We start from the raw sequence: 17,489 nt of genomic DNA, 5'->3' as shown, positions 1-17,489 counted from the left end.
ATGCCACCGGCTTCAAGCCGGTGGCATTCTGCGTTTAAGCTCGCGGTTGCGCAGCCAGCCGGGGGCTCGTTGAGCAGGGACAGTCCGTGCGCAACGAGTGGCGCTGTCACCGCGCACGGAAGGTTTTCCACATAGGGGATTCCCGGTCCTGCGCCCGGCTCTGCCAACAGCGAGCATGCGGTTATGCCAACTGTTCTGGAAGCCCTGGCCGCCCTGGGCGGCGTTGCCAGTACCCGCTCGCTGTCAACGGCGGGGGTTTCGCGCCGGAGCCTGGAGGCGGGCGTGGCTGCGGGCTCAGTCCAAAGGATTGCCCGCGGCGTCTATGCCCACCCGCAGGCAGATCATGTGCTCATTCACGCGGGGCGCCACCGCGCGGTCCTGGGGTGCGTCTCGGCTGCCAGCGCTGCGGGCTTGTGGGTGGTCCGGCACCCGGACAGGACGCATCTGGCCGCATCCCATGGCAGGCCGATCCCTGGTTGTACCGTGCACCGCAGCAAGATCCCGCTGACACCCCTGGACGTGGTGTGCCAGTCGTTGCGATGCCTGGCGCCCCTGGAGGGACTGACCATTGCGGAGTCGGCGGTTAAGAACGGATTCATCCAACTGCCGGCCTTGCGGGAGCGGTTTCCGGCTGTCCGCGAAAAGAGCCTCAGGGATTTGGTGGCACGGATTCGCCCCCAATCGGGGTCCATCATCGAAACGATGGCGCGGTACCTGTTGGAGGAAGCCGGGCACACGGTCGAGCTGCAGGTCAGGATCCCCGGCATGGGACGGCTGGATCTTCTCGTTGACGGCATGCTCGGAGTTGAAACCGACGGCTATGCCCACCACAGCAGCCGGGAGGCCTACCGCGAGGACCGGCGACGGTGGAATGTCACCGTTGTCCAGGGTGTTCCAACGCTCCGGGTCACCTTTGAGATGCTGCTTAACGAGCCGGACGCGTTCCTGGTCATGGTGCAGCGGGCGCTGGCCACGTACCGTACTGCGTAATGACGGCGGGGGTGGCTGAGCAGGGAAAGTCCCTGCGCCGTGAGAGGTGTTGTCAGTGTGCAGCCGCGCGGCGCGGGGGAGCGGGCGGGACTTCCTTGGCCGCCACTACGCGTTCAAGGGTAATGACGACGTCGGCCTGCCGGGTGCGGACGGTACAGGAACCGGCGTCACAGGCCAGCAGGTGGCCCAGCGCGTCGGTGTAGCCTCCCTCGATGCGGTAGCGCACCACAACCCTGGTGCCGGACTCGGCAGCAGCAAGGAAGCGGACAGGGTTGGGTACTGGCTGACTCACCAGTTCATACTAGGGGTCCCGGCTAGGTTCGCGGGAACGGCCTGGGGGATAATAAGCTCAGATGTCAGACTCCGGCCGTGCTGCCGGACGCAAGAGCCGGCGGGATGCCGGAACCCCAACGTGGAGAGGCCAGGGACGTGACGTACGTAATCGCGCAGCCGTGTGTGGATGTTAAGGACAAGGCATGCATTGAAGAATGCCCGGTCGACTGCATCTATGAAGGCGAGCGTTCGCTGTACATCCATCCGGACGAGTGCGTCGACTGTGGCGCATGCGAGCCGGTGTGCCCGGTGGAGGCCATCTACTACGAGGATGACACCCCCGATGAATGGGCCGACTACTACAAGGCCAACGTCGAGTTCTTCGATGACCTGGGTTCCCCGGGCGGCGCGGCAAAGATCGGCAACACGGGCAAGGACCACCCGATGATCGCCGCCCTGCCGCCGCAGAACCAAGACCACTGACGCGGACGGACACAGTGACCGCAGCCGTGAATTCGTTTGGCCTCAACCTGCCCGACTACCCGTGGGAGGCCATGGCGCCGTACGTGGCCAAGGCCTCGGAGCATCCGGGGGGAGCCGTCAATCTTTCCATTGGCACGCCCGTGGATCCCACGCCGCAGCTGGTCCAGAATGCCTTGAAAGCGGCTGCCAACGCGCCCGGCTATCCCACCGTCCACGGCACTCCGGCGCTCCGCGAGGCCATCGCCGGCTGGTTTGAACGTCGTCGTGGAGTGTCCGGGCTGGACCCCCGCAACATCATGCCCACGGTGGGTTCGAAGGAACTCGTGGCGTGGCTGCCGCTGCTGCTGGGCCTTCAGCCGGGGGACGTCGTCGTACGGCCCAAGGTGGCCTACCCCACCTACGACATCGGCGCCACCCTGGCCGGCGCCACGTCAGTGGCCACTGACAACCTCGAGGAACTCGATGACGCCACCCGGTCGCGTGTCCGCCTGATTTGGGTAAACTCACCGGGCAACCCCACCGGCAGTGTCCGGGACGCGGACTCGCTGAAGGCCCTGGTGGACCAGGCGCGCGAGCTCGGTGCCGTGGTTGCCTCCGACGAATGCTACGCGGAACTCGGGTGGGGCGATTGGGACGTCCAGCGCGGGGGCCGGCGCGTCCCCAGCATCCTTGATCCCCGGGTTGCCGGCGGATCCCACCAGGGACTCCTGTCCGTGTACTCGCTGAGCAAACAGTCCAACCTGGCCGGCTACCGCGCAGCGTTCGTGGCCGGTGATCCGGACCTGATGCCCAACCTGGTCAACAGCCGCAAGCATGCGGGCATGATTGTCCCGTACCCGGTCCAGGAGGCCATGCGGGTGGCGCTGGGCGATGATACGCACGTTGAGGCCCAGAAGGACCTGTACCGGGGCCGGCGTGAACGGCTGGTACCTGCGCTGCTGGACTTCGGCCTGGAGATCAAGGAATCCGACGCCGGCCTGTACCTGTGGTCGACGGCAGGGGAGGACACCTGGGACACCGTAGGCCGCCTCGCGGACCGCGGCATCGTGGTGGGACCAGGCGTCTTCTACGGCGAGGCCGGTAATGGCTACGTGCGCGTGGCCCTCACCGGATCGGACGAGCGGATCGACGCCGCCGTGCAGCGCCTGGGCGCATCCGGGTCCTAGGGGTACGTAATATTCGTGTGACTCGCCCCACATCCGGTGCATTTTAGGCCGTCCGGGAAGGCTGCGGATTAGTGACACCCGCCAAGGAGCGGTACTTTTTAAGTGACGATCAATGGTGGCTTTCTACAAGAAGGCAGCCCGGGTGTTGGAACCTGTCTTCTCAGGCTCAGTGCACGGCTCACCTGATATTGGATCAAGCTTTCGACAGAGGCCAAAGACGCCTCATGAAGGGGACTCCATGACTGAGACCAACAATGCTGCGACCCTGCTCCACGCAGGTGGCGAGCTGAAGCTCCCGCGCATCCAGGTTGTTGAAGGGAACGAAGGTTACGACGTCTCCAAGCTGCTGAAGCAGACCGGCGCCGTCACGTTCGACCCCGGCTTCATGAACACCGCAGCAACCACCTCCGCCATCACCTACATCGACGGCGATGCCGGCATCCTGCGTTACCGCGGATACCCCATCGAGCAGCTGGCGCAGCACTCGAGCTTCCTCGAGGTGTCCTACCTGCTGATCTACGGCAACCTGCCCACTCCCACGGAACTGGACGAATTCGACCAGAAGATCCGGCGCCACACCCTGCTGCACGAGGAACTCAAGGGCTTCTTCGGCGGCTTCCCGCGCGACGCGCACCCCATGCCGGTGCTGTCCTCCGCAGTGTCCGCGCTGTCCACGTTCTACCAGGACTCGCTGGACCCGTTCAACGCCGAGCAGGTGGAGGTTTCCACCATCCGCCTCATGGCAAAGCTGCCGGTCATCGCCGCCTACGCGCACAAGAAGTCCATCGGGCAGCCCATGCTGTACCCGGACAACTCCATGAACCTGGTGGAGAACTTCCTGCGCCTGAGCTTCGGCCTGCCCGCCGAGCAGTATGAGCTGGACCCGGTCATCGTCAAGGCACTGGACCTGCTCCTGATCCTGCACGCCGACCACGAGCAGAACTGCTCCACCTCGACGGTCCGCCTGGTGGGCTCTTCCAACGCGAACCTGTTCGCCTCCGTCTCCGCGGGAATCAACGCCCTCTTCGGTCCCGCCCACGGTGGCGCCAACGAGGCCGTCCTGAAGATGCTCCGCCAGATCCAGGCCGAGGGCCTCAAGCCCGAGGACTACATGGAGAAGGTCAAGAACAAGGAAGACGGAGTCCGCCTCATGGGCTTCGGGCACCGCGTCTACAAGAACTACGATCCTCGTGCCAAGATCGTCAAGGCAACGGCCCACGAGATCCTCAGCAAGCTCGGCGGCAACGACGAACTGCTGGACATCGCCATGCGCCTGGAAGAGAAGGCGCTCAGCGATGACTACTTCATCCAGCGCAAGCTCTACCCGAACGTGGACTTCTACACCGGCCTGATCTACAAGGCCATGGGTTTCCCCGAGAAGATGTTCACGGTCCTGTTCGCCATCGGCCGCCTGCCGGGCTGGATTGCCCAGTGGCGCGAGATGATCAGCGATCCGAACACCAAGATCGGCCGCCCGCGCCAGCTGTACATCGGCGAGCCGGAGCGCGACTACCCCGCCCGCTGATCCCCTGCCCGCCAGGGAGAGCAACAGCAATTACGACGACGGCCGCCCACCTTCCACAGGTGGGCGGCCGTTTCGCGTTTAAACACCATCGATTGCTGCCTACTTGTCGTTCTGGGGCTCCATAACGACAAGTAGTCAGCAATCGACGAGGGAAAGGTTAGGAGGCGTAGCCCTGGGGATTGTTCTTCTGCCAGCGCCAGTGGTCCTCGCACATCTGGTCCACGGTCTTGGTGGTGGACCAGCTCAGGTCCGCCAGGGCCGAGGTCGCGTCGGCCCAGAAGGCTGGAAGGTCGCCCGCGCGGCGGCCCGTGATCTCGTAGGGGATAGGCTTGCCCACGGCCTCCTCAAAGGAACGCAGGACCTCCAGGACGGAGGAGCCCTTCCCGGAACCGAGGTTCCAGCGGAACACTCCGGTGCGGTCCGCAATGTGGTTCAGCGCGGCAACGTGTCCTTCGGCCAGGTCCACCACGTGGATGTAGTCGCGCAGGCAGGTGCCGTCCGGGGTGTCGTAGTCGCCGCCGAACACCATGAGCTTCTCGCGCCGGCCCACAGCCACCTGGGCGATGAACGGCACGAGGTTGTTCGGGATGCCCTGCGGGTCCTCGCCGATCCGCCCTGAGGGGTGCGCGCCGACCGGGTTGAAGTAGCGCAGCAGTGCTATGTGCCAGCGGGAGTCGGCCGCGCCGAGGTCGGAAAGGATGTCCTCGATCTGCTCTTTGGTGCGCCCGTAGGGGTTGTTGGCGCCGATCTCCATCTTCTCCACATAGGGGATGGGATTGTGCTCGCCATAAACTGTGGCAGATGAGCTGAAGACAATGGACCGCACGTCATGCCTGTCCATGACGCGGATCAGGTTCAGGGTGCCCACCAGGTTGTTGTAGTAGTACTTCAGCGGCTCCTGCACGGATTCGCCGACGGCCTTGAGGCCGGCGAAGTGGATGACGGCGTCGATGGCGCTGCCGGCAAAGACCTTCTCCACCGCTGCCTCGTCCACGAGGTCAACCTTGTGGAATTCCGCGGCCTTGCCGCTGAGTTCAGCCACCCGCCGCAGGGACTCCTCGCTGGAGTTGACCAGGTTATCGATGACGACCACGTCGTGGCCGGCTTCCTGCAGGGAAAGAACAGTGTGGGAACCGATGTAGCCGGTGCCACCTGTAACCAAGATTTTCATGCCTCAACGCTATCCCACAGAGGAGTGCTGCCGCCCCCGCGTCCCGCATCCCGGGCCGCGGTGCGGCAGTTGAAGCACAGATGTGCTAATAAGAATAGTGCCCAAAATAGTAGACGCCGGTGCCAGGCGGCAGGATGTTGTCCAGGCGGTTCTCCGCATCATCGCGGTGGATGGCCTGGAGCGCGCCTCCCTTCGGGAAGTGGCCGACGAAGCCGGGCTCGCCGTGGGCTCTGTCCGCCATTACTTCGCCGGCAGCGAGGAACTGCTGGCGTCCACATTTGGCACCGTGGTGGACAGCGTGGTGGGCCGGCTCGAGAAGCTTCTTCCGGCCGTCCAGGCCGCTCCCGCTGGCGGCGCTGGGCAAAGAGCGGCTGTTTTAACCCTTCTGGGCGGCATGCTTCCCCTTGATGAAGAGACAGCGGTGGAAGCGTGCGCGTGGATGGCCTTCAAGAATGCCGCAAGGATCAGGCCCTTTCTTGCCGCCGAAGCGGACCGCAGCCACCGGGAAGTCGCTGCAGTCATGGGTGCAGTGGTTGCCTCCCTGCTCCCGGCCAACGAACCCAGGGAGAACCTGGTGGTGGAGGCGGAACGGCTCCTTGCCACGGTGGACGGCCTGTGCATGCATGCCCTGCTGCAACCGGCCTGGATGACTGCCCAGATGTGCCGTGATGTCCTGGAGCGGCACCTCGACGGGCTGGGCCGGTAAACCGCAAAAGGCGGATACCCTGGTGCCCCCGCATGGCATGGCTGCGGGAATAGACTGATAGCCGGATATGCCGGACCGGATCATGAAGGCCGGCAGGAGCAGGCCAGGGAAGGACTTCGAATGCAGCACGCAGGCGGTTCAGGATGGCAGATCACCACCGACACGTCCGGGCCGATGATGATTGCGCTCTACGTCAGGGACGCGGCCGGCCTGAACGGTGTGGGGCAGCCCGTCCTTTCCCACGCGTCGCCCAAGGTCCGCTCCGCCGACCACACCCACCTCACTTCCGACGTCGGTGGAGTCAGCGCGCTGAAAACCGAATGGGAGGCCTGGTGGGAACAACTGCTCAAAGCGCACCCGCACATGTCTCCCGAGCTCTCCCCGCCCAGCTTTGAGGCGTTCGGCAACTCTCCGGCCCTGCAGCGGGTACTGCAGGCACATTTCGGTTCCGCCCTCACCTGGGCCAGGCAGCGGAGGAGCGAATACGCCGAGCTTGAAGCGGAACGGGTGGCTACCGGAACCGACCAACTGCTTCAGGACATGGTGGATGACAGGCTGATGGAAGTGGGCAGGGACTCGCGGGACTTCAAACTGACGATCATAGAGCTGCCCCTGGACGAACAGCGGGCCTGGTACCTGGAGCCGGACAAAATCATCATGAGCCAGGAACTGATGAGCCAGCCCGAACTGTTCCGCAGCTATGTCCAGCCTGTGCTGGAGATCCTCGTCTAGTCCCTGTCCACGGCCGGCGACGGCGGCGCTCAGCTGCCGCCGTCGTCCGTCCGTACGGTGATGCGCACCTGCGCCGCGGGAGACCCCACGGCCTGCCATCCGTCTCCGCCCGACCGCTGCCACGTGTGTCCATCCACTTCCACCCGGGTTACGGCCAGGTCCTTGGCGTTCGCCACCGCCCACTGGGCCACCGACCAGGCCAGTGCGCCGTCCACATCGACCACCAGGGTGCCACCATCCACCTGGGAATTCACGCCGCCGTAGCCATGGTCCAGTTCAGTGGCCACCGCCGCGGGATCGCCAGCCGCAGTAGGGGAGCGCAGCGTGCATTGCACACCTGCAGGCGTCTGCCCTGTCAGTCCCGATGCAAACGCCCTGCCCATGTCCTCGTGCTCGGCGTACGCCTTGGGGTAGGCCGACCGCTGGACCCGCTGTGCCGCGTCGGTGATATCCAGCGTCTCGTACCCGGGGATCTTCACCAGGGCGTCGTAGAAGGCATTCACCGCGTAGTACGGATCCATGATTTGCGCCTCGGTACCCCAGCCCTGGGACGGCCGCTGCTGGAAGAGGCCACGGGAGTCGGGGCCGGCCTGGTCGCCGTGCCCGATGTTACGCAGCTTGGACTCCTGCATGGCCGTAGCCAGGGCAATGGTGGCGGCACGTGCCGGGAGGCCGCGCCGCACCGCCACCGCAGTGATCAGCGCCGCATTTGCTGCCTGGTCCGGGGCGAGTTCACCGCTCCGCCCACCGGCCGTCGCTGTGCAGCGCTCTGAAACGAGGGTCTCGGAACGCTGCACAAAATACACCGCAGTGTAGATTCCGCCCACGACCAGCGCGAGGGTGAGGAGCAGCACCGCAAGGCGGCGCAGGCCGCGCCTGCGCGCCACGGACAAGGGTGCCACGGAGCAACTAGTTGGCGTGCAGGGCGTCGTTCAGTTCAACGGTCTGGCCCTTGCGGGGCAGGGCCTCCACGGCGCCCGTGGTGGAGTTGCGCCGGAACAGGAGGTTGGGGACGCCGGAGAGTTCGGCAGCCTTGACGATCTTGGTGGTGTCCTCGCCCACCTCGTCCTTGGGGCCCGGAACGCGCACGCGGGTGCCCGCCGTGACGTACAGGCCTGCTTCCACTACGGAGTCGTCGCCGATGCTGATACCAACGCCGGAGTTCGCGCCGAGCAGGACTCGCTCGCCGATGGTGATCTTTTCCTTGCCGCCGCCGGAAAGGGTTCCCATGATGGATGCGCCGCCGCCAACGTCGCTGCCGTCGCCGGTCACGACACCCGCGGAGATCCGGCCCTCCACCATGGAGGTGCCCAGGGTCCCGGCGTTGAAGTTTACGAAGCCCTCGTGCATGACGGTCGTCCCGGCAGCCAGGTGGGCACCCAGGCGTACCCGGTCGGCGTCGGCGATCCTGACGCCGCTGGGAACCACGTAGTCCACCATCCGCGGGAACTTGTCGATGCCGTAGACCGTGACGGCGCCGCGGCGCCGCAGCTTGGCGCGGGTCAGTTCAAAGCCTTCGACGGCGGCGGGGCCGAAGTTGGTCCACACCACGTTGGGGAGCTTGCCGAAGATGCCGTCCAGGTTGATCGTGTTGGGACGGACCAGGCGGTGTGAGAGGAGGTGCAGCCGCAGGTAGGCGTCTGCGGTGTCCGCGGGAGCCTCGTCGAGGTTGATCTGGACGAAGACCACTTTCTGCTCGGTGCCGCGGTCCTCATCGGCGCCGTTCTCCGCAATGCGGGTCAGGGCGTCGTCAGCGTTTTCCACGGACCGGAGGTCTTGGGCCGCAACGCCAAGTGCCGGCGCGGGGAACCAGACGTCCAGGACGGTGGCTTCGCCGCCGGCGGTGGCGACGGTGGCCACGCCAAAGCCGTAGGCGGAGCGGTCATCGGCGTTGGGGGTCAGGGTTTCGGGCACGGCGGAGGAAGCGGTCTCAGTCATGTGCCCCAGTCTATCGAGGGCCGGGCAGGCGGTTCGAACTAGACTGGCTTCGTGACTGCCGAAACCGCCCCCGAATCTTCCGTGTCCGCCCTTGACCTCCGCCAGGATGTATCGCTGCTGACGGCGGCGCTGATGGACATCAACAGCGTGTCGGGCAATGAGGGGCCGCTGGCGGACGCAGTTGAGGCTGCCTTGCTCCAGATTCCGCAGTTGTCCGTGGTCCGCGACGGTGACGCCATCATTGCCCGGACCGAACTGGGCCGCAGCGAACGGGTGATCCTTGCCGGGCACCTGGACACGGTCCCGCTGCCGCTGACCGAAGGTGCCAAAGGCACCGTTCCCTCCACCTGGGAATCAGGAGTGCCGGGGGAGGGGGTCCTTTACGGACGCGGCGCCACCGACATGAAGGGTGGCGTGGCGGTCCAGCTGGCATTGGCGGCAGGCCTGTTCGACGGCGGCACGCAGCCTAAGCGGGACGTCACCTTCGTTTTCTATGACCATGAAGAAGTGGAAGCGGTCAAGAGCGGCCTTGGGCGCCTGGTCCGCAACCACGGGGACCTGCTGGCGGGCGATTTCGCCATCCTGCTGGAGCCAACCGACGGCACGGTGGAGGGCGGCTGCAACGGCACCAGCCGGTTTGAGGCGAGTACGGCGGGCGAGGCAGCCCACTCGGCCCGCGCGTGGATGGGCAGCAACGCCATCCACGCCGCAGCCCCCATCCTGGCCCGCCTGGCGGCCTACGAGCCCAGGACCATCAACGTTGACGGCCTGGACTACCGCGAAAGCCTGAACGCGGTGAAGATCAATGGCGGCACTGCCGGCAACGTCATTCCGGACCGCTGTGTGGTGGAGATCAACTACCGGTTCGCGCCGGACAAGACGCCGGACCAGGCCGAAGCCCACGTGCGGGAACTGCTGGAAGGTTTCGACGTGGTCCGCACCGATGCCGCAGCAGGGGCCCGTCCGGGCCTGCAGCACCCGGCTGCCGCCTCTTTCGTTGCCGCCGTGGGAGCCGAGCCCAAGCCCAAATACGGCTGGACCGACGTCGCACGTTTCAGCGAGCTCGGGATCCCGGCGGTGAACTTTGGCCCGGGCGACGCCCTGCTGGCGCACAAGGACAACGAACACGTCTCCGCCGACGCGATCCGCACCTGCCTCCGCGTCCTGGAGGAGTGGCTCGCCGGCTAAGCGGCACTGCTGCCGAAGAGGCGCGCTCGCAGGGACGCGAAACGCGCGAAGGGCCCGGAACCTGACGGTTCCGGGCCCTTCGCGTCGGCGGCGATGCCGGGGTTGCTACACCTCGGCAGGAACAGCAGCGGCCGGTGTGACCGCTGCGCCGGGCTTGCGGGAAAGCCTGCGCTCCAGCCATTTGGCGAAAGCTGCCAGGATCAGGCACATGCCCACGTAGAGCACGGCGGCAACAATGGCTGCCGGGATAATCGGGGAACCGTACTGGATCTGGCTGCCGAAGTACTTCGCTTGGAAAAGGATCTCGTTGTAGGTCACGATGAACCCGAGGGCGGTGTCCTTCAGGATGACGACCAGCTGGGAAATAATCACCGGAAGCATGGACCGGACAGCCTGGGGCAGCAGGATGCTGGTCATGACCTTGCTCTTGGGGAGGCCAATCGCGTAGCCGGCCTCGCTTTGGCCCCGAGGCAGCGACTCGATGCCGGCCCGGAAGACCTCGGCGAGGACAGATCCGTTGTACAGCACCAGTCCGGCAACCACCGCGGTGAACGGCGTGATGCCCTGGACCCCGATGGTCGGCAGGCCGTAGTAGAAGATCATCATCAGGATCAGCAGCGGAACGGCGCGGAACAACTCGGTGAAGCCGTAGCAGGGAGCGCTGATCCAGCGGCGGTCGGACAACCGGCCAAATGCCAGGAGCACACCCAGGACCAGGCTCAGGACTGCGGCGGTGGCGAAGGCGGACAGCGTGGCACCGACCGACTGGGCGATGGTCTGCTGCACCAGCGGGAAGGTGAACAACTGCCACTTCTTCGCATCGAACTGGCCGCTTTGGGCGAAGCGCAGGATGACGAATCCGACGATCAGCAGGATCACGAGGGCTGTGACGACACCGAGAATCCGGTACCGGGAGCGTGCCTTGGGCCCGGGGGCGTCAAAAAGGATTGAACTCATCGTGCAACCTTCCACTTCTGTTCAAGCTTTCGCTGCAGCGCGGAAAGGATGAAGACAAGGATGATGAACACCAGGGCGACCCACAGCAGCCCGGTCAGTGCGGGTTCACCGCGCTCGGAGAGATTTGCCCGGATGGCGCCGGCTTCAAACACCGAGAAACCGGCGGCGACCGTCGTGTTCTTGAGCAGGGCGATGAAGACGCTGAACATCGGCGGGATGACGGCGCGGAACGCCTGGGGCAGGATCACCAGGGTGAGGGTTTGGGTGAAGGGCAGGCCGATGGCGCGGGCAGCCTCGGCCTGGCCTACAGGCACGGTGTTAATGCCGGAGCGGACCGCTTCCGCCACGTAGGTGGCGGTGTAGAGGCTGAGGCCGATGATGGCGGCGGTGGTGAAGTCGATCGGCACCAGGCCCAGTTTCGGATACCCGAGGGCGAAGAAGAAGAGAACCAGCGTCAACGGGGTATTGCGCACCACGTTGACGTAGAGGGTCGCGGTGGCGCGCATGGCGGGAACGGGGGAGACCCGAAGTGCGGCAACGATGGTACCGAGGACCAAGGCGAAAATCGCCGAGAAGAAGAAAAGTATGAGCGTGTTCCGGAAACCCGTAATAAAGAGATCCGAATTGTTCAGCAGCGTATTCACAGAATCGTCGCTTTCGACAGTGGAAGAGGGGGCGGCTGCACAGCCGCCCCCTCGACTTTGGTTTTAGTAGTTCTCTACCTTGGGCTGTTCGACCTTGGTGCCTGACTGGCCCAGCGTCTGGTCGTAGATCTTCTGCCACACAGAGTTACCGTCGGTGAAAGTCTTGTTCATGAACTGACGCAGGGCGGTATCGCCCTTCTTCAGGCCGACACCGTACTTCTCAGTGGTGAACGGCTGGCCCACAACCTTCAGGCTGTCCGGTTCCTGGGCAGCGTAGCCGAGCAGGATGGCCTGGTCGGTGGTGACGGCGTCAACCTGGCCGCTCTTGAGCGCCTCGACGCACTGCGAGTAGGTGTCAAACTCGGTGGTCTTGGTGTCCGGGAAGTTTGCCTTGATGTTCTGGATCGGGGTGGAACCGGTCGCTGAGCAAACGTTCTTGCCCGAAAGGTCCTTCTCGCTGTTGATGGTGGAGTTGTCCTTCTTCACCAGCAGGCCCTGGCCAGTGACGAAGTACGGTCCGGCGAAGTCGATCAGCTGCTTGCGCTTGTCCGTGATGGAGTAGGTGCCTACGTAGTAGTCGATGTCACCGTTGGTGATGGCGGACTCGCGGTTGGCGGACGGAATGGGCTTGAACTCAATCTTGTCCTTGCTCATGCCCAGCGATGCTGCGATCCACTTGGCGATCTCAATGTCGAAGCCCGTGTATTCACCGGTGGCCGCGTCTTTGAAGCCAAGGCCCGGCTGGTCCTGCTTGACGCCGATGCGGACCTTGCCGCTGGACTTGATGGCGTCGTAGGTGGGGCTGCCGGTGAGGGTGACGTTGTCCGCAACCTTGTAGGGCGCTTCATCCGTGCCGGAGGAAGCCGTGCCGCCGCCCCCGGAGCCGCCACAGGCGCTGAGGGAAAGCGCCAGGGCCGCGGTTGCCGCGACAAACAGCGGCTTCTTCCGGGTAAAGAATTTCTTCATCAGATACCTTTCATTGGTTGGCCGCGCGCGGCGGCCGAATAGAGTGCGGTGTGCTTAGTGGGTGAGGAGCTTGGACAGGAAGTCCTTGGCACGGTCGCTCTTCGGGTTGGTGAAGAACTCCTCGGGCGTCTCGTCCTCGACAATCTGGCCGTCGGCCATGAACACGACGCGGTCGGCCGCCTTGCGGGCGAAGCCCATCTCGTGGGTGACCACGATCATGGTCATGCCTTCCTTGGCCAGTTGAACCATGACGTCCAGGACCTCGTTGATCATTTCGGGGTCGAGCGCGGAGGTTGGCTCGTCGAACAGCATGACCTTCGGCTTCATTGCCAAAGCACGTGCAATAGCGACGCGCTGCTGCTGGCCGCCGGAGAGCTGGGCGGGAAGCTTGGGTGCCTGCTGGCCGACGCCGACGCGTTCCAGCAGGGCCATGGCCTCCTTTTCGGCCTCCGCCTTCGACACCCCCTTGACCTTGATCGGTCCGAGGGTGACGTTTTCAAGGATGGTTTTGTGCGCGAACAGGTTGAAGGACTGGAAAACCATTCCGACGTCGGCGCGGAGCTTGGCCAGCTCCTTGCCTTCTTCGGGCAGGACCTTCCCGTCGATGGTGATGGTTCCGCCCTCGATGGTTTCCAGGCGGTTGATTGCCCGGCAGAGGGTGGACTTACCGGAGCCCGAGGGCCCGATGACCACAACAACCTCGCCCTTGCGGACCTGGAGGTTGATGTCCTTCAGAACGTGCAGCTGGCCGTAATGCTTGTTAACGGCGTTCAGGGTGACGAGAGCATCGCCGGGCACATGTGTAGTCATAGAAAAGAATCTAGCGAACAACCGTGGGTTATGACGCCAATCACCCCCGGTTCCCCCTGATCGTGATTCAAGAGATACCTCACGTTGGAGGTTAGCCTAGGGGAATGAGTATCAACGCAGATCCGGCCAAGAATTCCCAGCCGCGCCGTAAGGGCCCCCTTGAGCTGCGGCGCAAGCAGGCGGCCGTGGAAATGTCGGACCAGCATCTGCTTGATACCAAGGGTCCGGGCCAGTTCGTCCATACCGATCCATGGCGGGTGCTCCGCATCCAGAGCGAGTTCGTAGAGGGCTTCGGTGCGTTGGCGGACATAGGAAAGGCAGTCAGCGTCTTTGGATCTGCGCGGACCAAGCCCGGCAGCATCTACTACGAGATGGGTGTCGAGGTGGGCCGCAAGCTGGCCGAAGCCGGGGTCGCGGTCATCACCGGCGGCGGACCTGGTTCCATGGAGGCAGCCAACCGGGGGACCGTGGAAGGCAACGGCGTCTCGGTGGGACTTGGCATTGAGCTGCCGTTTGAACAGGGCCTGAACCAGTGGGTGGACCTGGGCATCAACTTCCGCTATTTCTTTGCCCGCAAGACCATGTTCGTGAAATATGCGCAGGGCTTCATTGTGCTCCCCGGTGGCCTGGGGACCCTCGATGAGCTGTTCGAAGCCATGGTCCTGGTCCAGACGCGGAAGGTGACGTCCTTCCCCATCGTTCTCCTCGGCGTCGATTTCTGGGGCCCGATGATCGACTGGATCAGGGGCACCTTGGTGGCCGAGGGCATGGTCTCCGAGAAGGACCTGGACCTTATCCAAGTCGTAGACGATCCCGCGGAGGCGGTTGACCGTGTCCTGCACGTTGCCGTGACCCCGTCCCTGAACGGAGAGCAGCGGCCGGAGTAGCCGTCTGCGGGAGTTCCCGCCAGCGGTCTGGCACGATGGAACAGTGAGTTTCTTCCTCGTCTTCCTCGCCGTCGTGCTGGTTGCGGCGGTCCTTTGGGCCGGCCTGGGCCTTCGCCCCCGGAAAAACGGCGCCGCCGGACTGCCCGCCCTCCTCGGCGGCGGATTCGAAGAGCCCCCGGCCAACCTTCCTCCAGTGCTGCTCCCCGAGCACGCGGTGCCGGCTGACATCACCCGGCTGCGCTTTTCGCTGGGCCTGCGCGGCTACCGGATGGACCAAGTGGACCAGGTCCTTGACGAACTGCGGGACCAGTTGGCTGCCCGGGATGCGGAACTGGCGGAACTGCGCGGCCGGCTGGCTGTCGTGGAGCAGCCCGTGGAGGAGGATTCCGACGGCGGCGCCCCGGTTTCCGCGGGCACGTCGCCGGAGGGTCCGGACCATGGAACCGGCGGCACTACCGCCCATGAGGCTGCCACCCCGGGGAAGGGCGGACTGTGAGCACGGTGGCGCACCCCAATACTTCATCTGTCCTGGGCGGCGCAGTCCAGCATGCGGCTTCCGCTGTCCGCGCCTGGCCCTGGTGGCTTCAGGTCACCGCTTTGTATGCTGCAGCCCGGCTCGTCTCCGCCTGCATCTTCGCGGCCGCAGCGCTCCATCAAGGTCCCAACCCGTGGTTTCCGCCGAAGCCGGACTACTGGAATTTCATCAATATCTGGGACGCCCGCTGGTACGGCCAGGTCATCGCCAGTGGCTACCCCTCCGTCCTCCCCTCGGACGCGGCAGGCAATGTGCAGGAAAATACCTGGGCGTTCTACCCGCTCTTTCCTGCCCTGGCCGGCGGACTAAGCCGCCTCACCGGCTTGAGTCCGGCCGCCTCGCTCACGCTGATAGCCATGCTGGCCGGGTGGGGTTCCGCGCTGGCCGTTTACCGGCTCTTCCGGCAAAAAGCCGCCCACGCCCCTGCGATGTGGGGCGTGGTGTTTTTTTCGGTCTTTCCGGTCTCCGCCGTTCTCCAGGTACCGTATGCGGAACCGCTGTCCCTTATGCTGCTTGCCTGGACCCTGCTGCTGGTGGTGCGCAGGCGGTACCTGTGGGCCATACCTTCGGTGGTCCTGCTGGGCCTGTCCCGGCCGGTGGGCGTCCCCTTTGCTGCGACGGTGGGGCTCCTCCTGGTGTTCCGTGCCGTCGCGTACACCCGCGACGGGCGGCAGGACTCCCGCGGCGCAGCAGCCCACTCGCTCCGGGACCTTGCGGGTCTGGCGGGCCTCACCGCAGCCGCAGGTGTCTCCGCCCTTGCCTGGCCCGCGCTGGCCTGGGCAGCCACCGGTGACCCCCAGGCGTACACCAAGACCGAGACGGTCTGGCGTGGCCAGGACCTGGTGCCCTTCAAGCCGTGGTTTGACACCGGCGTCGAGCTCTTCGGTCCCGTACTGGGGCTCCTTGCGCCACTGGTGTTCACGGCACTGTTCGCGGTGATGCTGTTCCTTCCCCCTGTCAAACAGCTTGGAACCGAACTGAGGCTCTGGTGTGCCTGCTACATGGGTTACCTGCTCACCTTCCTCCACCCGCAGACCAGCACTTTCAGGATGCTGCTGCCGCTGTTTCCGCTGGCCCTGGGCGCGGCGTTCCTGTCCCGCTCAAGGGCTTACCGGGGGACGGTGGTTGTCATGTTCGTGCTGCTCCAGATCGTCTGGATCGTGTGGCTGTGGGCATGGGCGCCCCTGCCCGGCGGAGGCGATTATCCGCCGTAGCAAAATGGGGCTTCTGCGCAGGTCAGGGCCCGAATGGCAGTCGTGCGGAAATGTCCATCGATTAGCTACAGGCGGGTAATTCCGGGATAATGATAGGTAAGCAAGGACAAAAGCATTCAGAAAACGCGCAGCCTCGGCGGTGGAAGCACCACCCCGCCACAGCGGCCTGATCGACATGCGGACACAGCCCGCCCGGGCTGATCAGTCCTGGGACAAAATGGAGGGGAATTCCTCATGGCGGCTATGAAACCACGCACCGGCGACGGCCCAATGGAAGTCACCAAGGAGGGCCGCAGCCTGATCATGCGCGTCCCGCTCGAAGGCGGCGGGCGCCTGGTGGTCGAACTGAACGCTGCCGAAGCAGCGAACCTCCGGGAATGCCTGGTAGGCGTTACCGAATAATCGTGCCGGACTGGGTCCGCGGCCTGCCGGCTGCGGACCCAGTCCTTTTTGCCCGGTCCCTACTTCTTGACGGCCACCAGCAGGCCGTCGCCGGTGGGGAGCATCGCCGAGGCCAGCCGGTCGTCGTCGCGGATTGCCTTCCCCACCTGCCGGAGGGTCACCGTGTTGGGCTCCCGGCACGCGGGATTGGCCACCTTGTCCTTGTCCAGGGCGTCGTTGATGACCAACAGCCCCGCGCGCTTGAGCAGCCGGACGGCCTGCTCCACGTAGCCGGGCAGGCCGGGCTTGTCGGCGTCTATGAAGACAAGGTCGTACGCGCCGTCAGTGAGCCGGGGCAGGACATCGCCGGCCCGGCCCGAGATGGTGCGGGTACGGTTGGCAGGGCTGCCCGCCTCTGCGAAAGCTTCGCGGGCTGCCCTCAGGTGCTCAACGTCCACGTCGATGGTGGTCAGGACTGCGTGCGGACCCAGGCCCCGCAGCAGGCAGACGCCGGAGACGCCGGCGCCGGTGCCGATTTCCACGGCGGTCTGGGCCTTGGACGCAGCAGCGAGCACGGTGAGGACGGCCCCCACACCGGGGCTGATGGCGCTGACGCCGAGTTCGAATGACCGTTCCCGGGCCCGAAGCATAACCTCATCCTCAGCGGGCAGATCTTCTGCATAGGACCAGCTGCTGGACTTGTCGGCGCTCATGGAATATCGCTTTCTGGGCGTAAAGGGGGAATGTCTCCTCAAGCCTACTGTGTCAGGCCCGGCAGCCCCGGGAAGCAGCCGTTGCGCCCAAGGCTGAAGTTGGCCGCCGGTCAGGAAATTCCCAGCGAAGTTTGACATGATTGATATCCGCTCATCCAAAAGGTGACCGGCGCCGAATCAGAGATGTCAACAGTATCCGGGCGTTAGCAT

The 17,489-nt window shown here is 64.9% G+C and carries 20 protein-coding genes; 11 read left to right on the top strand and 9 right to left on the bottom strand.

What is annotated here, in order from left to right; genetic code table 11:
• Positions 1-183 precede the first annotated feature (183 nt).
• Entirely contained in the window at positions 184-990 is an 807-nt protein-coding gene (locus VXJ37_RS11335) for a type IV toxin-antitoxin system AbiEi family antitoxin domain-containing protein (protein ID WP_331323137.1), read from the top strand.
• 52 nt (positions 991-1,042) lie between these two features.
• Here the strand turns inward: VXJ37_RS11335 and VXJ37_RS11330 are convergent, their stop codons facing one another.
• On the bottom strand, positions 1,043-1,282 hold the full coding sequence (locus tag VXJ37_RS11330; RefSeq protein ID WP_331323136.1) for a putative acetyltransferase: 240 nt from the start codon (positions 1,280-1,282) through the stop codon (positions 1,043-1,045).
• 137 nt (positions 1,283-1,419) lie between these two features.
• On the opposite strand from VXJ37_RS11330, the gene fdxA reads away from it, so the two are divergent.
• The 3 genes from fdxA (at position 1,420) to VXJ37_RS11315 (ending at position 4,437) form a co-directional block, all read left to right on the top strand.
• The gene (fdxA, locus tag VXJ37_RS11325) at positions 1,420-1,746 is read left to right on the top strand and encodes a ferredoxin (protein WP_009356972.1); all 327 of its coding nucleotides are present in this window, start codon (positions 1,420-1,422) and stop codon (positions 1,744-1,746) included.
• 14 nt (positions 1,747-1,760) lie between these two features.
• Entirely contained in the window at positions 1,761-2,912 is a 1,152-nt protein-coding gene (gene dapC, locus VXJ37_RS11320; RefSeq protein ID WP_331323135.1) for a succinyldiaminopimelate transaminase, read from the top strand.
• Between the two features lie 238 nt (positions 2,913-3,150).
• Positions 3,151-4,437 (top strand): citrate synthase, encoded by a 1,287-nt coding sequence (locus VXJ37_RS11315; protein ID WP_056334606.1) that lies wholly within the window; start codon positions 3,151-3,153, stop codon positions 4,435-4,437.
• Positions 4,438-4,594: 157 nt separating this feature from the next.
• On the opposite strand, the gene galE is transcribed toward VXJ37_RS11315, so the two are convergent.
• Entirely contained in the window at positions 4,595-5,608 is a 1,014-nt protein-coding gene (galE, locus tag VXJ37_RS11310) for a UDP-glucose 4-epimerase GalE (RefSeq protein WP_331323134.1), read from the bottom strand.
• Between the two features lie 97 nt (positions 5,609-5,705).
• On the opposite strand from galE, the gene VXJ37_RS11305 reads away from it, so the two are divergent.
• Together VXJ37_RS11305 and VXJ37_RS11300 are read left to right on the top strand one after the other, a co-directional pair.
• Positions 5,706-6,314, top strand: a complete 609-nt coding sequence (locus tag VXJ37_RS11305) for a TetR/AcrR family transcriptional regulator (RefSeq protein WP_331323133.1) — start codon at positions 5,706-5,708, stop codon at positions 6,312-6,314.
• Between the two features lie 120 nt (positions 6,315-6,434).
• Positions 6,435-7,046: a hypothetical protein gene (locus tag VXJ37_RS11300; protein ID WP_331323132.1), complete on the top strand. Its 612-nt coding sequence runs from the start codon at positions 6,435-6,437 to the stop codon at positions 7,044-7,046.
• Positions 7,047-7,075: 29 nt separating this feature from the next.
• Here VXJ37_RS11300 and VXJ37_RS11295 read toward each other — a convergent pair whose 3' ends face one another.
• Positions 7,076-7,933, bottom strand: coding sequence for a hypothetical protein (locus tag VXJ37_RS11295; protein ID WP_331323209.1), 858 nt, complete (start codon positions 7,931-7,933; stop codon positions 7,076-7,078).
• 22 nt (positions 7,934-7,955) lie between these two features.
• Positions 7,956-8,984, bottom strand: coding sequence for a 2,3,4,5-tetrahydropyridine-2,6-dicarboxylate N-succinyltransferase (gene dapD, locus VXJ37_RS11290; RefSeq protein ID WP_331323131.1), 1,029 nt, complete (start codon positions 8,982-8,984; stop codon positions 7,956-7,958).
• A gap of 51 nt (positions 8,985-9,035) precedes the next feature.
• On the opposite strand from dapD, the gene dapE reads away from it, so the two are divergent.
• Positions 9,036-10,172: a succinyl-diaminopimelate desuccinylase gene (gene dapE / locus VXJ37_RS11285; RefSeq protein ID WP_331323130.1), complete on the top strand. Its 1,137-nt coding sequence runs from the start codon at positions 9,036-9,038 to the stop codon at positions 10,170-10,172.
• Between the two features lie 105 nt (positions 10,173-10,277).
• Here the strand turns inward: dapE and VXJ37_RS11280 are convergent, their stop codons facing one another.
• From VXJ37_RS11280 to VXJ37_RS11265, 4 genes are all read right to left on the bottom strand, one after another.
• Positions 10,278-11,129, bottom strand: coding sequence for an amino acid ABC transporter permease (locus tag VXJ37_RS11280; protein ID WP_331323129.1), 852 nt, complete (start codon positions 11,127-11,129; stop codon positions 10,278-10,280).
• Positions 11,126-11,773 carry an amino acid ABC transporter permease gene (locus VXJ37_RS11275; protein ID WP_331323128.1) on the bottom strand — a complete coding sequence of 216 codons (648 nt, stop codon included), beginning with the start codon at positions 11,771-11,773 and terminating at the stop codon, positions 11,126-11,128. The genes VXJ37_RS11280 and VXJ37_RS11275 overlap by 4 nt, the downstream gene beginning before the upstream one ends.
• Positions 11,774-11,836: 63 nt before the next feature.
• A complete protein-coding gene (locus tag VXJ37_RS11270; RefSeq protein ID WP_331323127.1) occupies positions 11,837-12,739 on the bottom strand; it encodes a glutamate ABC transporter substrate-binding protein in 903 nt (300 codons plus the stop codon).
• 54 nt (positions 12,740-12,793) lie between these two features.
• Positions 12,794-13,549 carry an amino acid ABC transporter ATP-binding protein gene (locus VXJ37_RS11265; protein WP_331323126.1) on the bottom strand — a complete coding sequence of 252 codons (756 nt, stop codon included), beginning with the start codon at positions 13,547-13,549 and terminating at the stop codon, positions 12,794-12,796.
• A gap of 104 nt (positions 13,550-13,653) precedes the next feature.
• On the opposite strand from VXJ37_RS11265, the gene VXJ37_RS11260 reads away from it, so the two are divergent.
• From VXJ37_RS11260 to VXJ37_RS11245, 4 genes are all read left to right on the top strand, one after another.
• Positions 13,654-14,436: a TIGR00730 family Rossman fold protein gene (locus VXJ37_RS11260; protein ID WP_331323125.1), complete on the top strand. Its 783-nt coding sequence runs from the start codon at positions 13,654-13,656 to the stop codon at positions 14,434-14,436.
• A gap of 43 nt (positions 14,437-14,479) precedes the next feature.
• On the top strand, positions 14,480-14,932 hold the full coding sequence (locus tag VXJ37_RS11255) for a DivIVA domain-containing protein (RefSeq protein ID WP_331323124.1): 453 nt from the start codon (positions 14,480-14,482) through the stop codon (positions 14,930-14,932).
• 32 nt (positions 14,933-14,964) lie between these two features.
• Positions 14,965-16,185: a hypothetical protein gene (locus tag VXJ37_RS11250; protein ID WP_331323208.1), complete on the top strand. Its 1,221-nt coding sequence runs from the start codon at positions 14,965-14,967 to the stop codon at positions 16,183-16,185.
• Positions 16,186-16,419: 234 nt separating this feature from the next.
• Positions 16,420-16,587 (top strand): DUF3117 domain-containing protein, encoded by a 168-nt coding sequence (locus VXJ37_RS11245; protein ID WP_083435355.1) that lies wholly within the window; start codon positions 16,420-16,422, stop codon positions 16,585-16,587.
• A gap of 59 nt (positions 16,588-16,646) precedes the next feature.
• Here the strand turns inward: VXJ37_RS11245 and VXJ37_RS11240 are convergent, their stop codons facing one another.
• On the bottom strand, positions 16,647-17,279 hold the full coding sequence (locus VXJ37_RS11240) for an O-methyltransferase (RefSeq protein ID WP_331323123.1): 633 nt from the start codon (positions 17,277-17,279) through the stop codon (positions 16,647-16,649).
• Between the last annotated feature and the right edge of the window lie 210 nt (positions 17,280-17,489).

It is taken from the genome of Pseudarthrobacter phenanthrenivorans (assembly GCF_036455295.1).
Taxonomy (GTDB): domain Bacteria; phylum Actinomycetota; class Actinomycetes; order Actinomycetales; family Micrococcaceae; genus Arthrobacter; species Arthrobacter phenanthrenivorans_C.
Note: the sequence above shows the minus strand (reverse complement) of the source record. Positions and strands in the feature narration are given on the sequence as shown.

Bases quoted from the DNA above. Each gene is read 5' to 3' on its own strand.
- VXJ37_RS11335 (WP_331323137.1), top strand. From the start codon at position 184: ATGCCAACTGTTCTGGAAGCCCTGGCCGCCCTGGGCGGCGTTGCCAGT.
- VXJ37_RS11315 (WP_056334606.1), top strand. From the start codon at position 3,151: ATGACTGAGACCAACAATGCTGCGACCCTGCTCCACGCAGGTGGCGAG.
- galE (WP_331323134.1), bottom strand. From the start codon at position 5,608: ATGAAAATCTTGGTTACAGGTGGCACCGGCTACATCGGTTCCCACACT.
- VXJ37_RS11300 (WP_331323132.1), top strand. From the start codon at position 6,435: ATGCAGCACGCAGGCGGTTCAGGATGGCAGATCACCACCGACACGTCC.
- dapD (WP_331323131.1), bottom strand. From the start codon at position 8,984: ATGACTGAGACCGCTTCCTCCGCCGTGCCCGAAACCCTGACCCCCAAC.
- VXJ37_RS11280 (WP_331323129.1), bottom strand. From the start codon at position 11,129: ATGAGTTCAATCCTTTTTGACGCCCCCGGGCCCAAGGCACGCTCCCGG.
- VXJ37_RS11270 (WP_331323127.1), bottom strand. From the start codon at position 12,739: ATGAAGAAATTCTTTACCCGGAAGAAGCCGCTGTTTGTCGCGGCAACC.
- VXJ37_RS11265 (WP_331323126.1), bottom strand. From the start codon at position 13,549: ATGACTACACATGTGCCCGGCGATGCTCTCGTCACCCTGAACGCCGTT.
- VXJ37_RS11260 (WP_331323125.1), top strand. From the start codon at position 13,654: ATGAGTATCAACGCAGATCCGGCCAAGAATTCCCAGCCGCGCCGTAAG.
- VXJ37_RS11245 (WP_083435355.1), top strand. From the start codon at position 16,420: ATGGCGGCTATGAAACCACGCACCGGCGACGGCCCAATGGAAGTCACC.
- VXJ37_RS11240 (WP_331323123.1), bottom strand. From the start codon at position 17,279: ATGAGCGCCGACAAGTCCAGCAGCTGGTCCTATGCAGAAGATCTGCCC.